Genomic DNA, 21,378 nt, shown 5'->3' on the forward strand with positions numbered 1-21,378 from the left:
GGTTACTCCTCCTCAAATGTCAGTGCGTCTGCGCCCAGCGGCATCAGCATCTGGCTGACGGCAACGGCTGGCACGGAGCGGTCCGCGTATTGCCACTTGGGCTGGCGGTCCTTGTCAATGATCTGGGCCCGGATGCCTTCCAGAAAATCGCCTTTTTCCATCGACCGGTAGGTAAAGCGATACTCCAGATCCAGCGCCTTGCGGATGGTCAGGGTCGCGCCCCGCAGCCGGTGCAGGATTTCTACGGTCGCGGCCATGGACAGCGGCGAATTGCGCATCAGCGGCTTTTGCGCGGTGGTGGCGAACTCCGAGCCGTCCTGTTCAAGGACGGTCAGGATGTCATTGAGGGTTTCCCCGGCAAACAGCCGGTCGATATCACCCTGCATGGCCTCCAGTGTGCCATCGGGCGCGGCCTCGGCGGCGTTGGCCAGAATATCAGGGTTGCCGTCCTGCTCCAGCGCGGTGATGAGCCCGGGCCATTTCTCCTGCGGGATATAGTGGTCGGCAAAACCGGCGTAGATCGCGTCGGCGGCCTTCATCCGGCCCGCAGTCAGACCGAGGTATTCGCCTAATCGCCCCGGCGCCAGCGCCAGGATCAGCGTGCCGCCCACGTCGGGGATCAGGCCGATGCCAGTCTCGGGCATGGAGATCTGGCTGCTCTCGCAGACGATCCGATGAGTGCCGTGGCAGCCGATGCCGACGCCGCCGCCCATGGTGAAGCCTTGCAGGAAGCTGACCACAGGTTTCGGGTATTCAAAGATCCGCGCGTTCAGGCGGTATTCGTCGCGCCAGAAGGTGCGCCCATAGTCGTAATCGCCCTTGGTGCCGGTGGCATAAAGCTCGGCAATGTCACCACCAGCGCAAAAGGCCTTTTCGCCGCTTGCATCGATGACGACGATTTTGACCGCATCATTGGTTGCCCAGTCCTTCAATGCCGCATCAATCGCCATGCACATGTCATAGGACAGGGCGTTGAGCGCCTTTTCACGGGTCAGGGTGATCCGGCCAGCAGAGCCGGTCACGCGAATGTCGATATCGCTCATCCCAGACCTCAGCGGTTTTCAGAGAGCATGTGGCGGGCAACGATCACGCGCATGATCTCGTTGGTGCCCTCAAGGATCTGGTGAACCCGCAGGTCGCGGACCAGTTTCTCGATGCCGTAATCCGCGAGGTAGCCATAGCCCCCGTGCAGTTGCAGGCACTGATCGACGATCTTCGATCCCGCTTCGGTGACGAATTTCTTGGCCATGGCGCAGAACTTGGTCGCATCCGGCGCGCCCTGATCCAGCTTCCAGGCGGCCTGACGCAGGAAGGTGCGTGCGGCCTGCAGTTCAATCTCCATATCCGCAAGGCGGAACTGAAGGCCCTGGAATTGGTCGATCGACTGGCCAAAGGCTTTGCGCTCGCTCATGTATTGCAGGGTCATGTTGAGCGCGGTCTGCGCCGCGCCAAGCGAGCAGGACGCAATGTTCAGACGCCCGCCATCCAGGCCCATCATGGCGTATTTGAAGCCCTTGCCTTCTTCGCCGACAAGGTTGTTCGCGGGGATCTTGCAATCGTCGAACTGAACCTGCGCGGTCGGCTGGCTTTTCCAGCCCATCTTGTCCTCAAGCCCACCAAAGGACAGGCCCGGCGTGCCGTCTTCGACATAGACGGTGGAGATCCCCTTGGGGCCATCCTCGCCGGTCCGCACCATGCAGACATAAGCGTCGGAATATCCGCCGCCCGAGATGAAGGCCTTGGTGCCGTTCAGGGTGTAGCCTTCGTTGGTCTTTTCAGCGCGGGTTTTCAGCGCCGCCGCGTCGGACCCCGAACCGGGTTCCGTCAGGCAGTAGGAGAGCACCGTGTTGAGGGTCAGAACGTCGGGCATCACACGGGCCTTCATTTCGTCGCTGGCAAAGGTGTCCAGCATCTTGGCGCACATGTTGTGGATCGACAGGAAGGCCGCAACCGAGGGGCAGGCCATCGACAGCGCCTCAAACACCAGCGTGGCGTCAAGACGCGTCAGAGCGGATCCGCCGCCTTCTTCGCTGACGTAAAGCCCACCAAAGCCCAACTCACCGACCTTGGGCCAAAGATCCTTGGGAATGGTGCCTTCGGCTTCCCACTGGCGGGCAAAGGGGGCGATGTTGTCCTGACCAAAGGCATGAGCCATGTCAAAAATGGCGGTCTGTTCTTCTGTCAAAGCGAAATCCACGTCGTGTCCTCCCTGGCGCGGTGTGAATTGAACGGTTGTTTATTTACTTATCCGCAGGCGCCTCTCAGAGCAAGCTGTGCAATTGCAAAGCCGTGCTGCAGGAATGGCGGCGGCACACCTTTAAGGCGAATTTTGATTTCGGAAACCAATTCTTAGGAACCGCGGCCATAGAGTGCAGCCACGCCCATGTGCCGGCGAACGGTATCATAGAACTGTCAGAACTTCGGAAGAGATCCATGTCAAAATTCGATTTCCAATTTCAGAAAAACGCGTCGAATCAGTCGGTAACAGCAGGGTTGGCGATGTTCGAAACGCAAAAGAAGGCTGGAATTCAGCAAGGCAGTCAGGCTGGCACGGTAAAAACTGCGCGGAAGTACATTGACGACGCGATGGATCTGGTGGTCTCGCTCGACTACAACGCCGCACGTGCCATGCTTGACGAGGCTCTGTCGATCTATCCCGAAGACATCGTTCTTCTTCGGCTTTCAGGCGATGTTTACCTGCAGCAGGATGATAAGGATAACGCGCTTTTAACCTACATGACTGCAATGGGTGTCAACCCGCTGGACACTCAAGTGTTGAACTCGATCGGAAGCCTGCTGGGGCTCATGGGGAACTCCCACGATGCCAAAGGTTTTTTCCAGGCAGCACATAATACCGATCCGAGTGATGCCTATTCTGGTTATAACTGGGCTCATAACAGTATGAAGGACAGCGACTGGAGTTTCTTTGACCGGCTGCCGCAGATTTTGCGCTTGGGCGATAGGTGTCCCCTTGATGTGCAGCCATTTACGCTTTTGGGTCTGACGGACGATCCGGCGTTGCACAAGGTGCGCGTCAAAGCGCGGTGTAGAGATTTGATGAAACGGATTAAGGAAAACAAGCGTTTCTCCCGGACCAGCGTTCACGGACGGAAAATCCGGATCGGTTTCTTTTCCGACGACTTCAGGGATCACGCCACAATGCTCCTGATGGGACGGTTTTTCGATCTAATAGATCGTGAGCGCTTTGAGGTTATTATCTATGACTATGGCAGTTCTGGAAATAGTGCCGTGCGACTGCAAGTGGAAGAGAGCGCGGATATCTATCACAACGTGCGCGATATCAGTGATCATGAAATGGCTGAGTTGGCGCGCAAGGATGGCGTCGACATCGCAATCGACATGAAAACCTATACGAAAGGCGCCAGGCTGGCTGCATTTGCAGAGCGGGTGGCGCCGGTTCAGGTTGCTTTCCTCGGCTATCCGGGAACGAGCGGCTTGCCGACGATGGACTATTTCATTGGGGATGAAATTACGGTGCCGCCATCGCTGCGTCAGCACTTCAGTGAAAAAATTCTCTATATGCCCAACTGTTATCAGGTGAATGACAACACAAGGGAGCATTCGCCGGATATGCCTACTCGCGCTGAACTGGGGCTTCCGGAAGATGCGTTTGTGTTTTGCAGCCTTAACAACCCGAACAAGGTCACACCGGCCGAGTTCGATGTCTGGACGAAGCTTCTCCACAATGTGCCGGACAGTGTGCTTTGGCTTTTTGCGCCGACCACCACCATTCAGGAGAACCTGCTACGGGAGGCGAAAGCACGCGGGATCGGACCCGAACGGCTGGTGTTCGCGGCAAGGGTTTCCATGGTAGAACACGTGAGCCGGATGGGGCGGGCAGATCTGTTCCTGGATGCGTTCAACTGTAACGCCCATACCACCGCAAGTGAGGCGGTCTGGTCCGGGCTGCCAATCGTGACCAAGGCTGGCAAACAGTTCGCTGCACGTGTCGCAGCCAGCATCGTCACCGCAATAGGGTGCCCGGATCTGGTGACCGAGACAAAAGAGGAGTACTACGACCTAGCGTACAAACTAGCGACGGATCGTGAGGCTCTGAACGAGATTAAACAGCGTCTCAAGGACAATCTCTGGACCACTCCGCTGTATGACTCGGAGCAGTATGTTCGCGACTTCGAGAACCTGATGGAAAAGGCAATCCTGCGCTATGAGGAAGGATACAAGCCCAAGCACCTGTCCCTGAACTGACAGAGGCCGCTGTGCGGATCCTAAAGGATCCGCACCTGCGTTCCGATCTCAACCAGTTCGTAGAGCTCCTCGACGTGCTGGTTGTAAAGACCGATACAGCCGGATGAGCTTTGGCGCCCGATCTTGCGGGTGTCATGGGTGCCATGCACCAGATAGGCCGGCCAAGTCAGATACATGGCGCGGGTGCCCAGCGGGTTGCCCGGGCCGCCTTCCATATATCGGGGCAGAGTGGGGTCACGTTCGCGCATATTGGCGGTCGGGGTCCAGCCGGGATTCTTTGCCTTGCGCACGACCTTGGTATAGCCGCGCTTGGTCAGCTCGTCGCTCATCGGCACGGAAGAGGGGAAAAGACGGTAACTTTCGCCGTCCCCGCCCCAGTAATGCACCGCGCGCGAGGCAACATCCGCCAGCAGGCAGCCCACACCTAGCTCGTCGAAATGATCCTGCCAGTTTTGCTGCGTAAAGGCCGAGATGTTCCTTTTTACCGCTGTCTGATCGCGGATCGGTGCCTCATCGGCGGGGAAGGCATCAGTGGATTGCGCGCGTAGGAGTGTCGGGGTCGCCAAAGCCCCTGCCAGCCCAAGGATTGTGCTCCGGCGGGTGATCCGTTGTGTCATGGTGCCTCCTGTATTCTGTTTTGAAACTGCTCGGTTTCGTTCGGGGTCTGTCCGGGAACATATTCACTTCAGCGAATTTGGCCAGTGGTTTCCGGAGGGTTTTGGTGGCCTCACGAATTTGTGTTCATGCGGTCCGGGGCCTGCCGCAAAAATTGCTTGCCGCTGCCCGATATCGCGGCACTCCCGTGGAGGAAAGCAAAAAACAAAGCCCCGGCGTTTCGGCCAGGGCTTTGCATGTCGGTATGAGATCCTAGATCAGTCCATTGGCTTGAAGTTGAACTCGCCGCCTTCGCGAATACCCGAGGGCCAACGCGAGGTGATGGTTTTGGTCCGGGTGTAGAACTTGAAGGCGTCCGGGCCGTGCTGGTTCAGGTCGCCGAATGCGGATTTCTTCCAGCCACCAAAGGTGTGATAGGCCAGCGGAACCGGGATCGGCACGTTGATGCCGACCATGCCGATGTTGATCCGGTTGGCAAAATCGCGCGCGGTGTCGCCGTCGCGGGTAAAGATCGCGGTGCCGTTGCCGTACTCGTGGTCCATGGCATAGCCAAGCGCCTCTTCGTAGGTCTTGGCGCGCACGGTGGACAGAACCGGGCCAAAGATCTCTTTCTTGTAGATATCCATGTCGGTGGTGACGTTGTCGAACAGGTGCGGGCCGACAAAGAAGCCGTCTTCATAACCTTGCAGGTTGAAGTCACGGCCATCGACCACCAGTTTCGCGCCTTGCTCGATACCGGATTCTACCAGCCGCAGGATGTTTTCCTTGGCGGCGGCGGTGACAACGGGGCCATAGTCCACATCGTTGCCTGCGGTGTAGGGGCCGACTTTCAGCTTTTCGATACGTGGAACCAGCTTGTCGATCAGGCGGTCGGCGGTTTCTTCACCGACAGGAACCGCAACCGAGATTGCCATGCAGCGTTCGCCGGCAGCACCGTAACCTGCACCGATCAGCGCGTCTGCGGCCTGATCCATGTCCGCGTCGGGCATGATGATCATGTGGTTCTTGGCGCCGCCAAAGCACTGTACGCGCTTACCTTGCGCACAGCCGGTGCCGTAGATGTATTCGGCAATCGGGGTGGACCCCACGAACCCGACCGACTGGATGGTGTCGTTGTAAAGGATCGCGTCCACGGCTTCCTTGTCGCCGTTGACGACCTGCAGGATACCTTTGGGCAGGCCAGCTTCTTCCATCAGTTCTGCCAGCATCAGCGGAACCGACGGATCACGCTCGGACGGTTTCAGGATGAAGGCGTTGCCACAGGCGATGGCCGGGGCGAACATCCACATCGGGATCATCGCCGGGAAGTTGAACGGGGTGATGCCCGCGGTCACGCCCAGGGCCTGACGCATGGAATACATGTCGATGCCGGGGCCGGCGCTGTCGGTGTAGTCACCTTTCAGCAGTTCCGGCGCGCCGATGCAGTATTCGACCACTTCCAGACCACGCTGCACGTCACCAGCCGCATCGGGCAGGGTCTTACCGTGCTCGCGGCTCAGCGCTTCGGCCAGCTTGTCCATGTCGCGGTTCAGCAGGTCGACGAATTTCATCATGACGCGAGCGCGGCGTTGCGGGTTGACGGCGGCCCATGCGGGCTGTGCGGCGGCTGCGATGGCCACTGCCTGTTCCATCTCGTCCTTGGAGGCCAGCGGCACCTTGGCCTGCACTTCACCGGTTGCCGGGTTGAAGACATCTGCAAAACGGCCGGACGTGCCTTTGACGTGTTCGCCGTTGATATAATGGTTGAGTTCTTGCATCGGATTCCTCCCTATACGCTTTGGCGGCAACATAGACTTGCAAAAAACACCGGAAAAGGGGAAAGATTTCAAAAAGGCTTTGCAAGAACGCAAGTATCGATCGCAGGGCAAGAACATAAGGTACAGGAACGTCGAGGAGGATCCCGGCATGGACCCACAATGGGATGATATGAAAGTGTTTCTCGCGGTCGCGCGCGAGGCCAGCCTGTCCGGTGCCGGGCGGGTGCTCAAGATGGACCCCGCGACCGTCGGGCGGCGTATCGCCCGGTTCGAGGCTGCATTGGACACCCCATTGTTCGTCAAATCCCCGCAGGGTTATGCGCTGAGTGCGGCTGGGGACCGGTTGCTGACCCATGCAGAGACCGCCGAACAGGCGATGCGGGCCGGGCAGGAGGCGCTGAGCGGTCCCAGCGACACGCTGTCGGGGCAGATCCGCATCGGGGCGCCGGATGGCAGCGCCAATTATATCCTGCCGCAGGTCTGCGCCGCGATTGGCGCCGAAAACCCCGATCTCGATATCCAGATCGTTGCCTTGCCGCGGGTCATCAACCTGTCGCGCCGCGAGGCGGATATGGCCGTGACCGTCAGCGCGCCCACTGCCGGGCAGCTGCTGGTTCAGAAGATCACGGATTACAAACTTCATCTTGTGGGGTCGCGCCACTATCTGCGTGAGCGCCCGCCGCTGGAAAAACTTGAGGATCTGAAGGGGCACCGGATGATCGGCTATATCCCGGACATGATCTTTGACCGGGAGCTGGATTACCTCAGCGATCTGGGGGTGGAGCGGGTGGCGCTGGCCTCCAACTCGGTCTCGGTACAAATCAAACTGGCGGCCGAGGGCACTGCGCTTTGTGTGGCGCATGATTTTTCACTGCCCGCGCATAGGGTCTTGCGCAAGGTGCTGACCGACAAGATCAGCCTGTCGCGCAGTTTCTATCTGGTGCGCCATCAGGGTGATCAGCGCAGCGAGCGTTTGAACCGGTTTGCGCAGGCGCTGTCCAAGGGGATCCGCGACGAGGTCGCGCGGCTGGAGGCACTGACCTGACGCTGGATCTGCTGCGGCTTTCCTGCCAAAGTGTCGGAGCTATTTCCAAAACTGACTGGACATGTTCTTGACTTGGATCTGCATTGCGGCAACGCTTGTATTTACGCAAGAAAATTACGAGTGGAGGAGAATTCATGCTGGTTCAATCGATTTTGAAATCCAAGGCAAGCGCCGGGGTGGTAACGATTTCTCCTGAGGCTCCGGTTTCTGACGCGGCCAAGCTGCTGGCGGAGAAAGGCATCGGGACCGTGGTGGTGTCTTCCGACAATGAGACGGCTGAGGGGATCCTGTCCGAGCGCGATATCGTGCGTGAACTGGGCAAAAGTGGGTCTGGCTGCCTGACCTGCAAAGTCAAGGACTACATGACCAGCAAGCTGGTGACCTGCACCAGCGAATCCAACGTCGAAGATATCCTGCAGCAGATGACCGAGGGCCGGTTCCGCCACATGCCTGTGGTCGAAGGCGGTAAAATGGTTGGGCTGATTTCGCTTGGCGATGTGGTCAAGGCCAAGCTGGCCGAAGTCGCGATGGAAAAGGACGCTCTGGAAGGCATGATCATGGGGCATTAAGCCTCGGCGAAATTTTCTTGCCAGATGACGTGCCGGAACAGGTGTTTCCGTATTTTCCCCCTCTTGTCAGGACAGGCGCAAATATGTTTGCGTGCGCGCGAGTTCTGAGGAGGCAGGAGGGCCCCCAATGCGTATAGGCTTGTACCCCGGCACATTTGATCCGATCACTTTGGGCCATATCGACATCATCCGCCGCGCCAGCGCATTGGTGGACAAACTGGTGATCGGTGTGGCGATCAACCGGGACAAGGGACCGCTTTTCGATCTGGAAGAGCGTGTTGCCATGATCGAGGCCGAATGTGCCTCCCTGTCAGAGGAAACCGGCACCGAGATCGTCGCGCACCCGTTTGAGAACCTGCTGATCCACTGCGCCCGCGATGTTGGCGCGCAGATCATCGTGCGGGGCCTGCGGGCGGTTGCGGACTTTGAGTATGAATTCCAGATGGTTGGCATGAACCGGGCCCTGGACAGCTCGATTGAAACGGTCTTCCTGATGGCCGAGGCGCGTCATCAGGCGATTGCCTCGAAACTGGTGAAGGAAATCGCGCGGCTGGATGGCGATGTGTCGAAATTCGTCACGCCCCAGGTCAACGACGAACTTCGTAAGCGGCTTTCGAAATAGGCCGGTCTGAAGTTTCCAGATAGGGCACGGGGTATTGCTCCGTCGCGAAATTACAAAGCCGGGCGCCTCGCCCGGCTTTTTCTATTGGGTCAATGGGGCAAATGCTGTGCAGCGGGCGACGCGCGCCTTAGCGCCAGAACGCAACCCAGTCGATCAGTTCGAACAGCTTCTTGCCGAGAAACACCATGTGCTCGCTGCCGAACAGCGCCACGTCGATGGCGATGGCGGTTGTCAGGATAATCCCCATGACAATAGCAATTTGATTGGTCATAGCTGTCCGCCAAAAAGAAACGCCCGGTCAGATATGCCTGACCGGGCGCTAAATCTCAAGTCCGTGACGGGGCTTAGCTAAGGCGGCCCATCGCGGTTGCCACGTCAGCCATACGTACCGAGAAGCCCCATTCGTTGTCGTACCAGCACAGGACGCGCACCATGCGGCCTTCGACCACGCGGGTCTGATCCGGTGCAAAGATTGAGCTTTCGCTGGAGTGGTTGAAGTCGGTGGAGACCAGCGGCGCGGGCTCATAGCCCAGAACACCGGCCATCGCACCCTCGGAGGCTTCGGCGACCAGCGCGTTGATTTCCTCGGCGGTCACTTCCTTGGCAGCGCGGAAGGTCAGGTCCACGGCGGAGACATTCGGCGTGGGCACGCGGATGGCGGAACCGTCCAGGCGGCCTTTGAGGTTCGGGAGAACCTCACCCAGAGCCTTGGCTGCGCCGGTGGAGGTGGGGATCATCGACATGGCTGCCGCGCGGGCGCGGTACAGATCCTTGTGGCGACGGTCCAACGTCGGTTGGTCGCCGGTATAGGCGTGGATCGTGGTCATGATGCCGCTTTCGATGCCGACACCTTCGTCCAGGACCTTGGCGATCGGGGCCAGGCAGTTGGTGGTGCAAGAACCGTTCGACACCATGCGGTCCTCGGCGGTCAGCTGGTCGCTGTTGACGCCATAGACGATGGTCTTGTCAACGTTTTTGCCAGGGGCGGAGAGCAGCACCTTGCCTGCGCCGCGCTCCAGGTGCGCCTTGGCTTTTTCACCGTCGTTGAATTTACCGGTGCATTCCAGAACGACATCGCAGCCGTCCCAGTCCAGTTCATTCATGTCGTAGGTCGAGAACATCTGCATGTCGCCGCGGCCAAGGTTCATGGTGCCGTCGCCGATGCTGACCTCGCCGGGGAAACGGCCATGCACGGAGTCGTATTTGATCAGATGCGCTGCGGTTTCCAGTGGACCGGTCGCGTTGACCTTGATCACTTCGATGTCGTCACGGCCCGAGGCTGCGATGTGTGACAGGGTGCAGCGGCCGATGCGGCCAAAACCGTTGATCCCGACTTTGATGGTCATTCCTGTGTCTCCTGGCGAGCAAAACTTGCGCCGGATATAGACCCGTTATGTAAATCCCTAAAGAGGCAAAAAGGCCGAAATGACAGCATGTTAGCGCAAAACTAGACCGGTGGCGTTAACGGTTTTCGACCGGTGGCGATAACGATTTGGGCAGGCCGCCATGCGCCGGGAATCCCCGGGCTGTCGTGCCCGGGCTTCGGCTTGCCTGTGCTGGTGGATCGGATAGGGTGCAAATAAAGGCAGGTTTACGAGGGGATGTTCGATGAGCGGTTTGCTGGCGCTGCTGGATGATGTGGCAGGCATTGCCAAGGTGGCGGCTGCCTCGGTCGACGATGTTGCGGCGCAGGCAGCCAAGGCGGGCGCCAAGGCAGCCGGTGCGGTGATCGACGATGCTGCGGTGACTCCGAAATACGTGCATGGCTTTGCCGCCGAACGCGAATTGCCGATCATCTGGAGGATCGCCAAGGGCTCGGTCAAGAACAAGCTGGTGATCCTGTTGCCCATCGGCCTGCTGCTGGCCAATCTGGCGCCCTGGTTGATTTCGCCACTTTTGATGCTGGGCGGTGCCTATCTTTGTTTTGAAGGCGCCGAGAAGATCTATCATGCCCTTGTGCCCCATGATGAAACCCATGTCTTCCCCGAGGATAAGCCGGGCGATCCGGCGCATCTCGAAGAAGAAAAGGCCGCTGGTGCAATCAAGACCGATTTTATCCTCTCGGCTGAGATCATGACCATCGCCCTTTCGGCCATTCCGGAGGGAACGATCTGGATGGAGGCGGCGACGCTGGCGCTGGTGGGGCTTGGTATTACCGTGGCCGTCTATGGCTCGGTCGCGCTGATCGTGAAGGCCGACGATGTGGGGCTTTACATGGCGCAGAATGGGCGTCTGGGCCTGACGCAGGCGCTGGGGCGCGGTCTGGTCCACGCTATGCCCGGCTTCATGAAGCTGCTGACCATAGTGGGGACCGCTGCAATGCTCTGGGTGGGCGGTTCCATCGTTATTCACGGGCTGGAAGAGCTTGGCTTTGGCGGGTTGGGGCATCTGATCCACGACTGGGCCTATGCCATTGGTCACGCGGTGCCTGCAGGCTGGACCGGGGCAGTGGAATGGTCGGCAAAGGCCGCGATGGACGGGGTCTTTGGCGTGGCTCTGGGCATGGTGCTGATCCCTGTGGCGACCAAGGTGATTGCGCCGTTGTTGGCGGCGGTGACCGGCAAATCGCCTGCCGGACACTAGGATAGTGGAGCCGATGCAAGAACCGCTGCCATTGGTCGTGTTTTCCGATCTGGATGGGACGCTTCTGGATCATGACAGCTACTCCTGGCAGGCCGCTGTTCCCGCGCTTGATCGGCTGGCAGAAATGGGCGCAGCTGTGGTTCTGGCCAGCAGTAAGACCGCATTGGAAATAACTGTTTTACAACAGAAAATGGGTCTTTCAAACTGGCCCGCGATCGTTGAAAACGGCGCTGGTTTGCTGGGGCAGAACGACCTGCCGACCTATGGTGATCTGCGCGCGGCGCTGGATCGGATTCCAGATGACCTGCGCCAGAAGTTCCGAGGGTTTGGCGATATGCCCGTGGCGGAGATTGCAAAGATCACCGGCCTGCCGCAGGCAGATGCTGCCCGCGCTGCCGAGCGGATGTTTTCCGAACCGGGGATCTGGAGCGGCACCGAGGCGGAGCGGGCGCAGTTTGAAACAGCGCTGGCGGATCTCGGTGTTTTTGCGCGATATGGCGGGCGGTTCCTGACCCTGTCCTTTGGCGGCACCAAGGCGGACCAGATGGCCGAGGTCCTGTCACGCTATCCTGCCCGGCACACAGTGGCGTTGGGGGATGCGCCAAACGACGTCGAGATGCTGGAAGCCGCAGAATTTGGCATCATCATCGCCAATCCGCATCGTGCGGCATTGCCGCCCTTGGCCACAGAACACACAGGCCGCATAATTCGAACAAATGAGGCTGGGCCTTCGGGCTGGAACAGGGCCATGATGGACCTGTTGGACCGGCTAGAAACCAAGGCATAGGAACGGACATCCGCATGGTAGATTTTCATCAGAACGGGAATATCACGACGCTGCACAATCTGCGGACCCGATCGCTGGAGGAAATGAACTATGAATTGGAAACCTTTGCCCAGTCACGCAAAATTTCCCTAATCCTGCCCTGTCTCTATTCCGAGCTGGAAACTGAGGCGATGCCCAATATCGTGGCAGAGCTGTCCAAGGTCCGTTACCTGCACCGCATCGTGGTGGGGCTGGACCGGGCCGATGAGGCGCAGTTCCGCCATGCCCAGAAGTTCTTCAAGGATCTGAACCAGAACCACGTGGTGATCTGGAACGACAGCCCTCGGATGAAGGCGCTTGGCGCGCGGCTGGAGGCGATGGGTCTAGCCCCGACCGAGCAGGGTAAGGGCAAGAACGTCTGGTCGTCGCTTGGCTATCTGATGAGCTGCGAAGACAGCTCGGTCATGGCAATTCACGACTGCGATATCCTGACCTACACGAACGAACTTTTGGCGCGGCTGGTTTACCCGGTGGCGAACCCCAACTTTCCCTATCAAGTGGCCAAAGGGTTTTATGCCCGCGTCGGGCAGGACCGGCTGAACGGGCGGGTGACGCGCCTTCTGGTCAGCCCGCTGCTGATCGCGCTTAAACGGGTGATCGGGGACCGCGACTACATCGATTACCTGCGCAGCTTCCGCTATCCCTTGTCCGGTGAATTCGCGATGCGCACCAGCATTCTGCCGGATCTGCGGATCCCTTCGGACTGGGGGCTGGAGATTGGAGTGCTCTCCGAGGCCTGGCGCAACCTGGCGCCCAAGGCCGTCTGTCAGGTGGAAATCGCCGATTCCTATGATCACAAACATCAGGAGCTGAGCCCGGAAGACGCTGAGGCAGGGCTGAACCGGATGTCGGTGGATATCTGCAAATCGATCTTCCGCAAACTGGCGGCGGATGGCACGGTCTTCACCACCAATGTCTTTCGGACCCTGAAAGCCACCTATTACCGCAGCGCGCTGGACCTGCTGGAGGCCTATTACGCCGATGCCAAGATGAACGGTCTCAGCATCGACCGCCACAGCGAGGAACGCTCGATCGAGCTCTTTGCCGAGAACATCATGCGGGCCGGGCAGTTCTTTCTCGATAACCCGCATGAGACGCCCTTCATCCCGACATGGAGCCGTGTGCATGCCGCAGACCCGGCCTTCCTGCGGGACATGCATGCCGCAGCGGCGCAGGACACGGCGGAATTTCAGTGATAATGCCGTCGTTGCAGGGCGTTAGTTGACGTTTGTAATCCAGCGGCACTGATAGGGCGCAAGGGTGATGGTGCCATCCATCATCGCCAGATGCTCGCCTGTCAGAATGTCGACCCAGGTGTCATCCTCGATCAGGTTCAGATGGTGGGATGGCAGTGCGATTTCATCCTTGCTGACGTTGTGCAAGGCAAACATAGACTGCCCGCGATCCAGGCTCTGCCGCCACAGGGTAAAGACCCGGTCATCCCCGGAATTGAGCGTGAATTGCGTGGCATTGGGATGAAAGGCGGACTGCATCTTGCGCAGTTCCAGCCGCGCGCGCAATTCACGCATCACGCGGGCCTGCAGGCTGGTTTCATCGTCCAGAAGGCCGCGCAGCTCGGTGTAATCCCAGCGGTGCCGGTTGATCGCCCGGTTCATGCCCCGTTTCTCCACCGCATCGTGATCGTTTGGCGTCGCCAGCAGGGAGTGAATATAGAACGCGGGAATGCCCTCCAGCGACATCACGATGGTCTGGGAGCAGATGAACCGTTCAAAGTGAAAGGCATCCGGCCCATCAAAGGTTTCGGTCAGCGCCTCGTAAAAGGTGGTGTTGAGCTCATAGGGGGACTCGCCGCCACAAGGCAGCGCCCGCATCGAAACCATCCCTCCCGCGTGGCGCACCGTTTCGATCATCCGCGCCTGTTCCTCGTGGCTCAGCAATCCTTCGGCGGGGCGCATGCCGATGCCATCGTGGCTGGCGGTAAAGTTGAAATAGGCACAGCCCAGCGGCGCTGGTGGCATCGCCTTTTGCCACTGCACCAGATGGGTGGCATCTCCGGCCATCATCGCATGCAGGATCAGCGGCGGTAGCGGGAAGTTGTAGATCATATGCGCCTCATCACGGGCGCCGAAATAGCTGAGGTTCTCCGCCTTGGGCACGTTGGTTTCGGTGATCAGAACCACTTTTTCCGCGGTGTTGTCGCACAAAAGTCGGATCAGTTTGATGATCTCATGGGTCTGGGGCAGGTGGATCGAGGGGGTGCCGACCTCCTTCCACAGGAAGGCCACTGCGTCGAGCCGGATCATCCGCACGCCATTGTCCAGATGCAGGCGAATGATACGCAGGAATTCGAGCAGCACCTCGGGGTTGCGGAAATCCAGATCGATCTGGTCGTGTGAGAAGGTGCACCAGACGTGACGCGTGCCGTTGCTGGTCTCGACCTCCTGCAGCAGCGGCGTGGTGCGTGGGCGGACTACGGCGCTCAGATCATCCTCTGGGCTGGCCTCGAAAAAGAACTTGTCATAGGGCGCCTGTCCTTGCCGGTAGGCGTTGAACCACGCGCCCTGGCTGGAGACATGGTTGAGCACCAGATCCGACATCAGGGTGAACTCATCCGCGATCCGGTTGATATCGCTCCAATCGCCTAGCTGCGGATTGACGCTGCAGAAATCCGACACCGCAAATCCGTCGTCCGAGGTGTAAGGAAAGAACGGCAGGATATGCACGCTGTTGAGCCAGCCATCACAATAGCGGCGCAGGAAATCATTCAGCAGATCCAGCGGCTTGTGCTGCCCGTCCACGATGGAATTGCCATAGGTGATGACCAGCGCGTCCGCTTCGCTCCACATCCGGTTGCCTGGGGTGCGGGCGCGTTTGCGGCGTTTGAACGGATCCGGCCAGAAGGCCTGGTTGATCTGCGTGGCAAGATTATCCGCGTTGAGACCGGGATAGATCCGCGCGATGCGGCTGCTGATCGCGCGATGTAGGGATCGGGTGGGTTCTGTCATGACAGGCAGTCAAACATGTTGCAGCCTGCAAGGCCAAGCCTATCCAGATTGGCAGGCCCGGAAAACAGGCGCGCCCTGCGCGGGGTGTCCAATTTTTCAGCAGCCCGTGTGCGATGTTTTGCGTGCGTGAAAATCGCCGTCAGGCAAAGTAATACGGCGCCTTTTTCAGGTCGGGCCATTGGGTCGGGCAATGTCCATAAATCACCATCGCATCGCGCGCTGTGGCAAGGTCCAGCAGGCGACGGGCGCTTTGCGTGGCCAGCTGCGGATCGGGTGCGGTATCAAAGCCTTCATCAACCTCGGCCGGGCGGGAAATCGCATCTGAGGTCAGAAGTACATCGCCGCTCTCCGGCAGGGACAGCAGCGCCGCGATCTGCCCCGGTGCATGGCCGGGCGCCATCAGCAGCTCAAAGCCCGGTCCGACCTTGGTATCTTCGGTCAGCGTAAGGTAGCGACGGTCCGGCCAGTCCAGCGGGCGTTGGTTTCCCCAGTAAAGCGGTTGCGGCAGGTCGCGTTCCCGTTTCGAAATCACCATCGGCGCCTGCAGGAAATCGGAGATGCCACCGATATGGTCGATATGAGTGTGGGTCAGCACGAAGAGGTCAATGTCCTTGGGCTGCACGTCGACGAGGGCCAGTTGCGCGGCGGGCAGGTGGTGCGGCTGACAATCAAGCACCTCGCCGAACTCATAAAGCCGATCCTCCTCGCTCGCCTGCGCAGGGTCCGTGGCGTATTTGGCGGGAAACCCTGAATCGATCAGCACGTTCTCGCCCGCATCTGTCTGGATCAGATAGCCACAGATGCCGATCTTGCGCCCGTTTGAATGGACCCGGAACAGCCCGAAATCGAGCACAAAGAGGCGCACAGGGTGGCCTTTCAGCAGGCCGCCCTGTGCGATGGGTTCAACAGTTCCGACATCCGCCACGGTCGTCAGGCCACCCGGTTGGCTGAGGCCGCCAGCAAGTGGCGCGTATAGTCGTGACTGGAGCGGTCGTTGCGCATGTCGTCGATGCTGAGGATCTCGACGATCTCGCCGTTTTGCATCACCGCGGCCCTGTCACACATATGAGCCACCACCGCCAGATCATGAGAGACCATGATGTAGGTCAGGTTATGTTCTTTGCGCAAGTCACTCAGAAGGTTCAGTATTTCGGCCTGAACCGACACATCCAGCGCCGAGGTCGGCTCGTCCAGAAGCAGGATCTGCGGCTCTGGCGCCAGGGCGCGAGCAATCGCCACACGCTGGCGCTGACCACCGGACAGCTGGTGCGGATAGCGAAAGCGGAACGCTGGGCCAAGCCCCACATCCCGTAGCAATTGATCCACCCGGTCGTCGATATCCGTGAACCCGTGCAGGTGCAGTGTTTCCGACAGAACCTGATCCACCGATTGGCGCGGATGCAAAGAGGCATAGGGGTCCTGAAACACCATCTGCACGGTCCGATAGAAGGTCCGGTCGCGCTTGCGCCCCAGGTCCTGACCGGCGACATGCATATGTCCTTCCCACTGCGGAGCAAGACCGGTCAGCGCCTTCAGGATGGTCGATTTGCCCGACCCGCTTTCGCCGACAAGACCGAAACTGGCACCCTTTTCAACGGTGAAACTGGCGGATTTGACCGCCTGAAACAGGTCGTGGTGATCGCCGAAATAGACGCTCAGGTCCTCAACTTTCAGCGCAATGTCTTTGGATGCGACGCTCATGTGCGGGCCTCCACGCTGGGGGCATCGCGCCAGGCGGGATCCCGTTGCAGCACATCCAGCCGCGCGCGCGGTGCATCGAACCGGGGCAGGGAGCCGAGCAGCCCCCGGGTATAGGGGTGCTGCGCCTCGTGCAACTTGTCAGCTTCGCAGACCTCGACAATGCGCCCGGCATACATGATCAGCACCCGGTCGCAGAATTGCGAAACGAGGTTCAGATCGTGGCTGATGAAGATCAACCCCATGCCGCGGTCCTTCACCAGCTTGTCCATGATCGACAGGACCTGCCCCTGAACCGAGACGTCGAGCGCCGAGGTCGGTTCATCCGCGATCAGGATTTCCGGGTTCGGGATCAGCATCATGGCGATCATAATGCGCTGCCCCATGCCGCCGGACATCTCATGCGGGTAGGCTTTCATCACCCGTTCCGGATCGCGGATCGACACCGCCTCCAGCATCTCGATGGCCTTCGCGCGCGCCTCGCTACGCGAGGATTTCGCGTGCAGACGGTGGGCTTCGATGATCTGATCGCCAATGGTCATGACCGGGTTCAGCGAGAACTTGGGGTCCTGCATCACCATCGAGATTTTTTGCCCACGCACTGCGCGCATCTTGCTTTCGCTCAGATCCATAAGGTTCTGACCATGAAGGGAAATATGATCAGCCTTGATCACCCCAGGGGGGCGGATCAGGCGCAGGATGGCGCGGCCGGTCATGGACTTGCCAGAGCCACTTTCGCCGACGATCCCAAGCCGTTCCTTGCCCAGCGAGAAGGAGATGCCGCGCACCGCTTCGACCACGCCGTTGCGGGTGGGGAATTTCACCCAGAGGTTCTTTACATCCAGAAGCGTGCTCATGAGGCGCTGTCCTTTGGGTCGAGTACATCGCGCAGACCATCCCCCAAGAGGTTGAAGGCAAGCGAGACGGTGAAAATGGCAAGGCCCGGCATGGTGGCAACCCACCAGTGATCCAGAATGAACCGGCGCCCTTCGGAGATCATCGCGCCCCATTCCGGGCTGGGCGGCTGCGCGCCAAGGCCAAGAAAGCCAAGGCCGGCAGCGGCCAGGATGATCCCGGCCATATCCAGCGTCACCCGCACGATCAGCGATGAAATGCACAGCGGCCAGATGTGTTTGATGATGATCCGCAAGGGGCCAGCGCCTTGCAGACGAATGGCGCTGATATAATCCGAGGAGCGGATCGTCAGCGTCTCCGCCCGCGCCATCCGCGCATAGGGCGGCCAGGCGGTGAGGCTAATGGCGAGCACGGCGTTTTCGATGCCCGCACCCAGCGCGGCGACAAAGGCCAGCGCCAGAACCAGACGGGGAAAGGCGAGGAAGATATCGGTGATCCGCATCAGGATCACGTCGACCCAGCCCCCGGCATAGCCCGACACGGTGCCCACCAGAAGCCCGGCGATGGGCGCGATCAGCGCCACCAGCGCCACGATGTAAAGGGTGATCCGGGCGCCCCAGATCAACCGGCTGAGGATATCGCGGCCAAGGGAATCCGTCCCCAGAAGGTGCCCCTCGCTGCCCAGCGGTTGCAGGCGGTTGCCAAGATCCTGAACGAAAGGATCATGCGGGGCAATGAGCGGGGCAAAGATCGCTAGCGCAATCAGGGCCACGATAATGGCAAGGCCCGCGATGGCCATATGGTTGGATTTCAGCGTCAGCCAGCCCTTGTATACGGCTGCCCAGCGGGCCTGCCGACGCGAGGTTGGCGTATCTGACAGAAGCCAGTCGCGCAGCGTTCCGGTTTGACTGCTCATTTGGACCTCGGATCAAAGACTTTGTAGAGAAGGTCGGAAAACACGTTCAGGCAGATGAACACGAGGCCCACCACGACGGTTCCGCCCAGAACGGCGTTCATATCCGCAGACAGCAGCGCGGTGGTGATATAGCTGCCGATCCCCGGCCAGGAGAAGATGATCTCGGTCAGCACCGACCCTTCAAGAAGGTTGGCATAGCTCAGCGCGATCACCGTGATCAACTGCACCCGGATGTTGCGGAAGGCGTGGTGCCAGACCACGGCCCATTCGCTCATGCCTTTGACGCGGGCGGTGGTGACGTATTCGGCCGATAGCTGCTCCAGCATGAAGGAGCGCGTCATGCGGCTGATATAGGCAAGGCTGTAGTAACCCAGGATCGAGGCAGGCAGAACGATATGGGAAAAGGCATCCCAGAAGGCGCCCCAGTCCCCGGCAAGAACAGAATCCAAGAGGATCATGCCAGTGACGACGGGGATCATGTCCTCATAAAAGATGCCTTGACGCCCGGGTCCGCCGACCCAACCCAAAATGCCGTAGAACAGCAATAGGCCCATCAGGCCTAGCCAGAAGATTGGCATCGAATAGCCGACCAGCGCCACGACGCGGGCGATCTGGTCGATCCAGCTGCCGCGTTTTACCGCGGCTACGACGCCCAGCGGAACGCCCAGAAGGCAGCCGAAGAGAATGCCGATGGTGGCGAGTTCAAAGGTCGCCGGAAAGACGCGGACGATATCATCGGCAACGGGCCGTGCAGTCAGCAGCGATGTCCCGAAGTCGCCGCGCAACACATCGGAGACATAGTAGAAAAACTGTACGACCAGGGGCTTATCCAGCCCAAGTTCAATAAAGACGGCATCGTATTGCGCCTCGGTGGCGCGTTCGCCGACCACCGCAAGAACCGGATCGATGGGCATCACGCGACCAATCACGAAGGTCACGAACAACAGCCCGAGCATGGTGATGGAAATGGACAGAAGGGTGACCAGCACGCCCCGCAGCCATGCCGGAAGAGGCAGCCGTGGCTGCCTCTTCACATAGGTGTTCGACGTGGTCATTTACTTGGTCACGGACCAGTAGGACACCGCGGTGATGGCGCCGCCAAGGCTGAGACCTTCGACGTTCTCGGCCACACCGGCTTGCTCCACCTTCTGGAACATCACCGCAAAGGGCGACTTGTCACGGAACTCGGCCTGGATCTCGTGATACATCTCGGCGCGTTTCTCGGTATCGCCTTCGACCACGGCGGCAGCAGTTTTCTCGGTCAGACCAGCGGTATCCCAGGCGTTACGCCAGGCCAGAAGACCGGTGGCGTTTGCCTCATCCGAATTGTCCGGGTTGTAGGCAAAGGTGCCTGCATTGGTATGGGGGTCAGGATAGTCCGGGCCCCATGCGCCCAGGTAGATGTCCAACTCGCGCGCGCGGTACTTGCCCAGCACCTGCTTGCCGGTGCCGACTTCGAGGTTCAGCGTGATCCCGGCCTGAGCAAAGGTGTTCTGCAGCGATTGGCCGATTTCCAGACGTTCCTGCGCTTCGCGCACGCCCACGGTCAGCTCCATGCCATCAACGCCTGCCTCGGCCAGCAGGGCCTTGGCCTTGTCGAGATCCAGTGAGAAGGGGTTTTCGTTGACCGAACCAAGATAGGTTTTCGGCAGGAAGTTCTGATGGACCACATAGGCGCCCTTCAGGAAGCTGCTTTCCATGCCTTTATAGTCGATCAGGTATTTCAGCGCCTGACGGACTTCGGGTTTGGACAGCTCCGGGTGCTTCTGGTTCATTGAGATATACATCAGACGACCGCGCATCTCTTCGAGGATTTCAACACCATCCGCGGCGCGTACGCCTTCGACATCAGAGGGGTTCAGGTTGCGGGCCACGTCGATGTCACCGCGTTCCAGCATCAGGCGCTGGGTGGCGCTTTCCTGCACGTGGCGGACGATCACCCGCTTCATCGCCGGTTCGCCGCCGTAAAAATCGGGATTCGCGGTCAGGGTGACGCTTTCCTTCGGTTTCCAGCTGGTCAGGGTGTAGGGGCCGGAACCGGCAGAGTTGGTCGCCAGCCAGGTGTTGCCCATATCGCCGTCGACCTCGTTGGCCATGACGGTTTTCTCGTCAACGATGGCGCCGATGGTTGCGGTCAGACAGTTCAGCACAAAGGAGGTCGCGTAGCGCTTGTCAGTGGTGATGGAGACGGTGTTGCCATCCACCTTGATCGTTTCGTCAATATTCTCCGGGGTGAAACCGAACTGGGTGATGATGAAGGACGGGGTCTTGTCCAAGAGGACAACGCGCTTCAGCGAAAAGGCAACGTCTTCGGCGCGGACCGGGTTGCCAGACTGAAATTTCACACCTTCGCGCATGGTGAAGGTGATGGTGCGGCCATCCTCGGAAACGGTCCAGCTTTCGGCCAAGTCGGGCTGATAGCCTGCATCCAGATTCTCGGGGTCGAAGTTCACCAGCTTGCCATAGACATTGCGCAGGACATCAGAGCCCGCGAATTCAAAGCTTTGCGCCGGGTCCAGCGTGGTGATGTCGTCGATCCGGTTGGCGATCACCAGCATATTGTCGGGTGTTGCTGCCACGGCGGGCAGGGTGGTCAGACCCAAAGCCAGGCCAAGCGCGGCCGTGCCCATCAGACGTGTCATAATTGTCATTTGTAAACTCCCTGTTTTTATTAGGTTTTTTTGTTTTGCCTTGCGGCG

Annotated in this window: 20 protein-coding genes; 7 read left to right on the plus strand and 13 right to left on the minus strand. The window is 59.5% G+C overall.

Annotation, left to right across the window (positions count from 1 at the left end; genetic code table 11):
* Positions 1-2 precede the first annotated feature (2 nt).
* Together AC5SSZ_RS06335 and AC5SSZ_RS06340 are read right to left on the minus strand one after the other, a co-directional pair.
* Positions 3-1,043: an enoyl-CoA hydratase/isomerase family protein gene (locus AC5SSZ_RS06335; protein WP_495437634.1), complete on the minus strand. Its 1,041-nt coding sequence runs from the start codon at positions 1,041-1,043 to the stop codon at positions 3-5.
* Between the two features lie 8 nt (positions 1,044-1,051).
* A complete protein-coding gene (locus tag AC5SSZ_RS06340; protein ID WP_274834238.1) occupies positions 1,052-2,197 on the minus strand; it encodes an acyl-CoA dehydrogenase family protein in 1,146 nt (381 codons plus the stop codon).
* Between the two features lie 236 nt (positions 2,198-2,433).
* Here AC5SSZ_RS06340 and AC5SSZ_RS06345 point away from each other — a divergent pair, with 236 nt between their 5' ends.
* Entirely contained in the window at positions 2,434-4,227 is a 1,794-nt protein-coding gene (locus AC5SSZ_RS06345; RefSeq protein WP_495437635.1) for an O-linked N-acetylglucosamine transferase, SPINDLY family protein, read from the plus strand.
* 20 nt (positions 4,228-4,247) lie between these two features.
* Here AC5SSZ_RS06345 and AC5SSZ_RS06350 read toward each other — a convergent pair whose 3' ends face one another.
* Complete coding sequence (locus AC5SSZ_RS06350; protein WP_065270374.1) at positions 4,248-4,844, minus strand: L,D-transpeptidase; 597 nt, start codon at positions 4,842-4,844, stop codon at positions 4,248-4,250.
* 255 nt (positions 4,845-5,099) lie between these two features.
* Positions 5,100-6,599, minus strand: coding sequence for a CoA-acylating methylmalonate-semialdehyde dehydrogenase (locus AC5SSZ_RS06355; protein WP_495437636.1), 1,500 nt, complete (start codon positions 6,597-6,599; stop codon positions 5,100-5,102).
* 148 nt (positions 6,600-6,747) lie between these two features.
* Here AC5SSZ_RS06355 and AC5SSZ_RS06360 point away from each other — a divergent pair, with 148 nt between their 5' ends.
* The 3 genes from AC5SSZ_RS06360 (at position 6,748) to coaD (ending at position 8,835) form a co-directional block, all read left to right on the plus strand.
* Positions 6,748-7,644, plus strand: a complete 897-nt coding sequence (locus AC5SSZ_RS06360; protein WP_495437637.1) for a LysR family transcriptional regulator — start codon at positions 6,748-6,750, stop codon at positions 7,642-7,644.
* 134 nt (positions 7,645-7,778) lie between these two features.
* Positions 7,779-8,213, plus strand: coding sequence for a CBS domain-containing protein (locus tag AC5SSZ_RS06365; protein WP_274829256.1), 435 nt, complete (start codon positions 7,779-7,781; stop codon positions 8,211-8,213).
* Between the two features lie 127 nt (positions 8,214-8,340).
* Positions 8,341-8,835, plus strand: a complete 495-nt coding sequence (gene coaD / locus AC5SSZ_RS06370) for a pantetheine-phosphate adenylyltransferase (RefSeq protein ID WP_065270370.1) — start codon at positions 8,341-8,343, stop codon at positions 8,833-8,835.
* A gap of 127 nt (positions 8,836-8,962) precedes the next feature.
* On the opposite strand, the gene AC5SSZ_RS06375 is transcribed toward coaD, so the two are convergent.
* Both AC5SSZ_RS06375 and gap read right to left on the minus strand, forming a co-directional pair.
* Positions 8,963-9,106, minus strand: coding sequence for a hypothetical protein (locus AC5SSZ_RS06375; RefSeq protein ID WP_495437638.1), 144 nt, complete (start codon positions 9,104-9,106; stop codon positions 8,963-8,965).
* A gap of 73 nt (positions 9,107-9,179) precedes the next feature.
* The gene (gene gap, locus AC5SSZ_RS06380) at positions 9,180-10,181 is read right to left on the minus strand and encodes a type I glyceraldehyde-3-phosphate dehydrogenase (RefSeq protein WP_495437639.1); all 1,002 of its coding nucleotides are present in this window, start codon (positions 10,179-10,181) and stop codon (positions 9,180-9,182) included.
* 262 nt (positions 10,182-10,443) lie between these two features.
* On the opposite strand from gap, the gene AC5SSZ_RS06385 reads away from it, so the two are divergent.
* The 3 genes from AC5SSZ_RS06385 to AC5SSZ_RS06395 are packed head-to-tail and all read left to right on the plus strand — an operon-like array spanning position 10,444 to position 13,440.
* Complete coding sequence (locus AC5SSZ_RS06385; RefSeq protein ID WP_274833702.1) at positions 10,444-11,418, plus strand: DUF808 domain-containing protein; 975 nt, start codon at positions 10,444-10,446, stop codon at positions 11,416-11,418.
* 13 nt (positions 11,419-11,431) lie between these two features.
* On the plus strand, positions 11,432-12,205 hold the full coding sequence (locus AC5SSZ_RS06390; protein WP_495437640.1) for an HAD-IIB family hydrolase: 774 nt from the start codon (positions 11,432-11,434) through the stop codon (positions 12,203-12,205).
* 14 nt (positions 12,206-12,219) lie between these two features.
* A complete protein-coding gene (locus AC5SSZ_RS06395; RefSeq protein WP_065270366.1) occupies positions 12,220-13,440 on the plus strand; it encodes a glycosyltransferase family protein in 1,221 nt (406 codons plus the stop codon).
* A gap of 21 nt (positions 13,441-13,461) precedes the next feature.
* Here AC5SSZ_RS06395 and AC5SSZ_RS06400 read toward each other — a convergent pair whose 3' ends face one another.
* From AC5SSZ_RS06400 to AC5SSZ_RS06430, 7 genes are all read right to left on the minus strand, one after another.
* Positions 13,462-15,210, minus strand: coding sequence for a sugar phosphorylase (locus AC5SSZ_RS06400; RefSeq protein ID WP_495437641.1), 1,749 nt, complete (start codon positions 15,208-15,210; stop codon positions 13,462-13,464).
* Positions 15,211-15,349: 139 nt separating this feature from the next.
* Positions 15,350-16,135, minus strand: coding sequence for an MBL fold metallo-hydrolase (locus tag AC5SSZ_RS06405; protein ID WP_495437642.1), 786 nt, complete (start codon positions 16,133-16,135; stop codon positions 15,350-15,352).
* Between the two features lie 5 nt (positions 16,136-16,140).
* Positions 16,141-16,911, minus strand: coding sequence for an ABC transporter ATP-binding protein (locus tag AC5SSZ_RS06410; protein ID WP_495437643.1), 771 nt, complete (start codon positions 16,909-16,911; stop codon positions 16,141-16,143).
* The gene (locus AC5SSZ_RS06415; protein ID WP_495437644.1) at positions 16,908-17,765 is read right to left on the minus strand and encodes an ABC transporter ATP-binding protein; all 858 of its coding nucleotides are present in this window, start codon (positions 17,763-17,765) and stop codon (positions 16,908-16,910) included. Before AC5SSZ_RS06415 ends, AC5SSZ_RS06410 begins: the two co-directional genes overlap by 4 nt.
* Positions 17,762-18,679, minus strand: coding sequence for an ABC transporter permease (locus AC5SSZ_RS06420; RefSeq protein ID WP_369002147.1), 918 nt, complete (start codon positions 18,677-18,679; stop codon positions 17,762-17,764). Before AC5SSZ_RS06420 ends, AC5SSZ_RS06415 begins: the two co-directional genes overlap by 4 nt.
* Positions 18,676-19,734 (minus strand): ABC transporter permease, encoded by a 1,059-nt coding sequence (locus AC5SSZ_RS06425; protein WP_495437645.1) that lies wholly within the window; start codon positions 19,732-19,734, stop codon positions 18,676-18,678. Before AC5SSZ_RS06425 ends, AC5SSZ_RS06420 begins: the two co-directional genes overlap by 4 nt.
* Entirely contained in the window at positions 19,735-21,330 is a 1,596-nt protein-coding gene (locus tag AC5SSZ_RS06430; protein ID WP_274829267.1) for an ABC transporter substrate-binding protein, read from the minus strand.
* Between the last annotated feature and the right edge of the window lie 48 nt (positions 21,331-21,378).

It is taken from the genome of Phaeobacter sp. CC-HEC084, assembly GCF_059429255.1.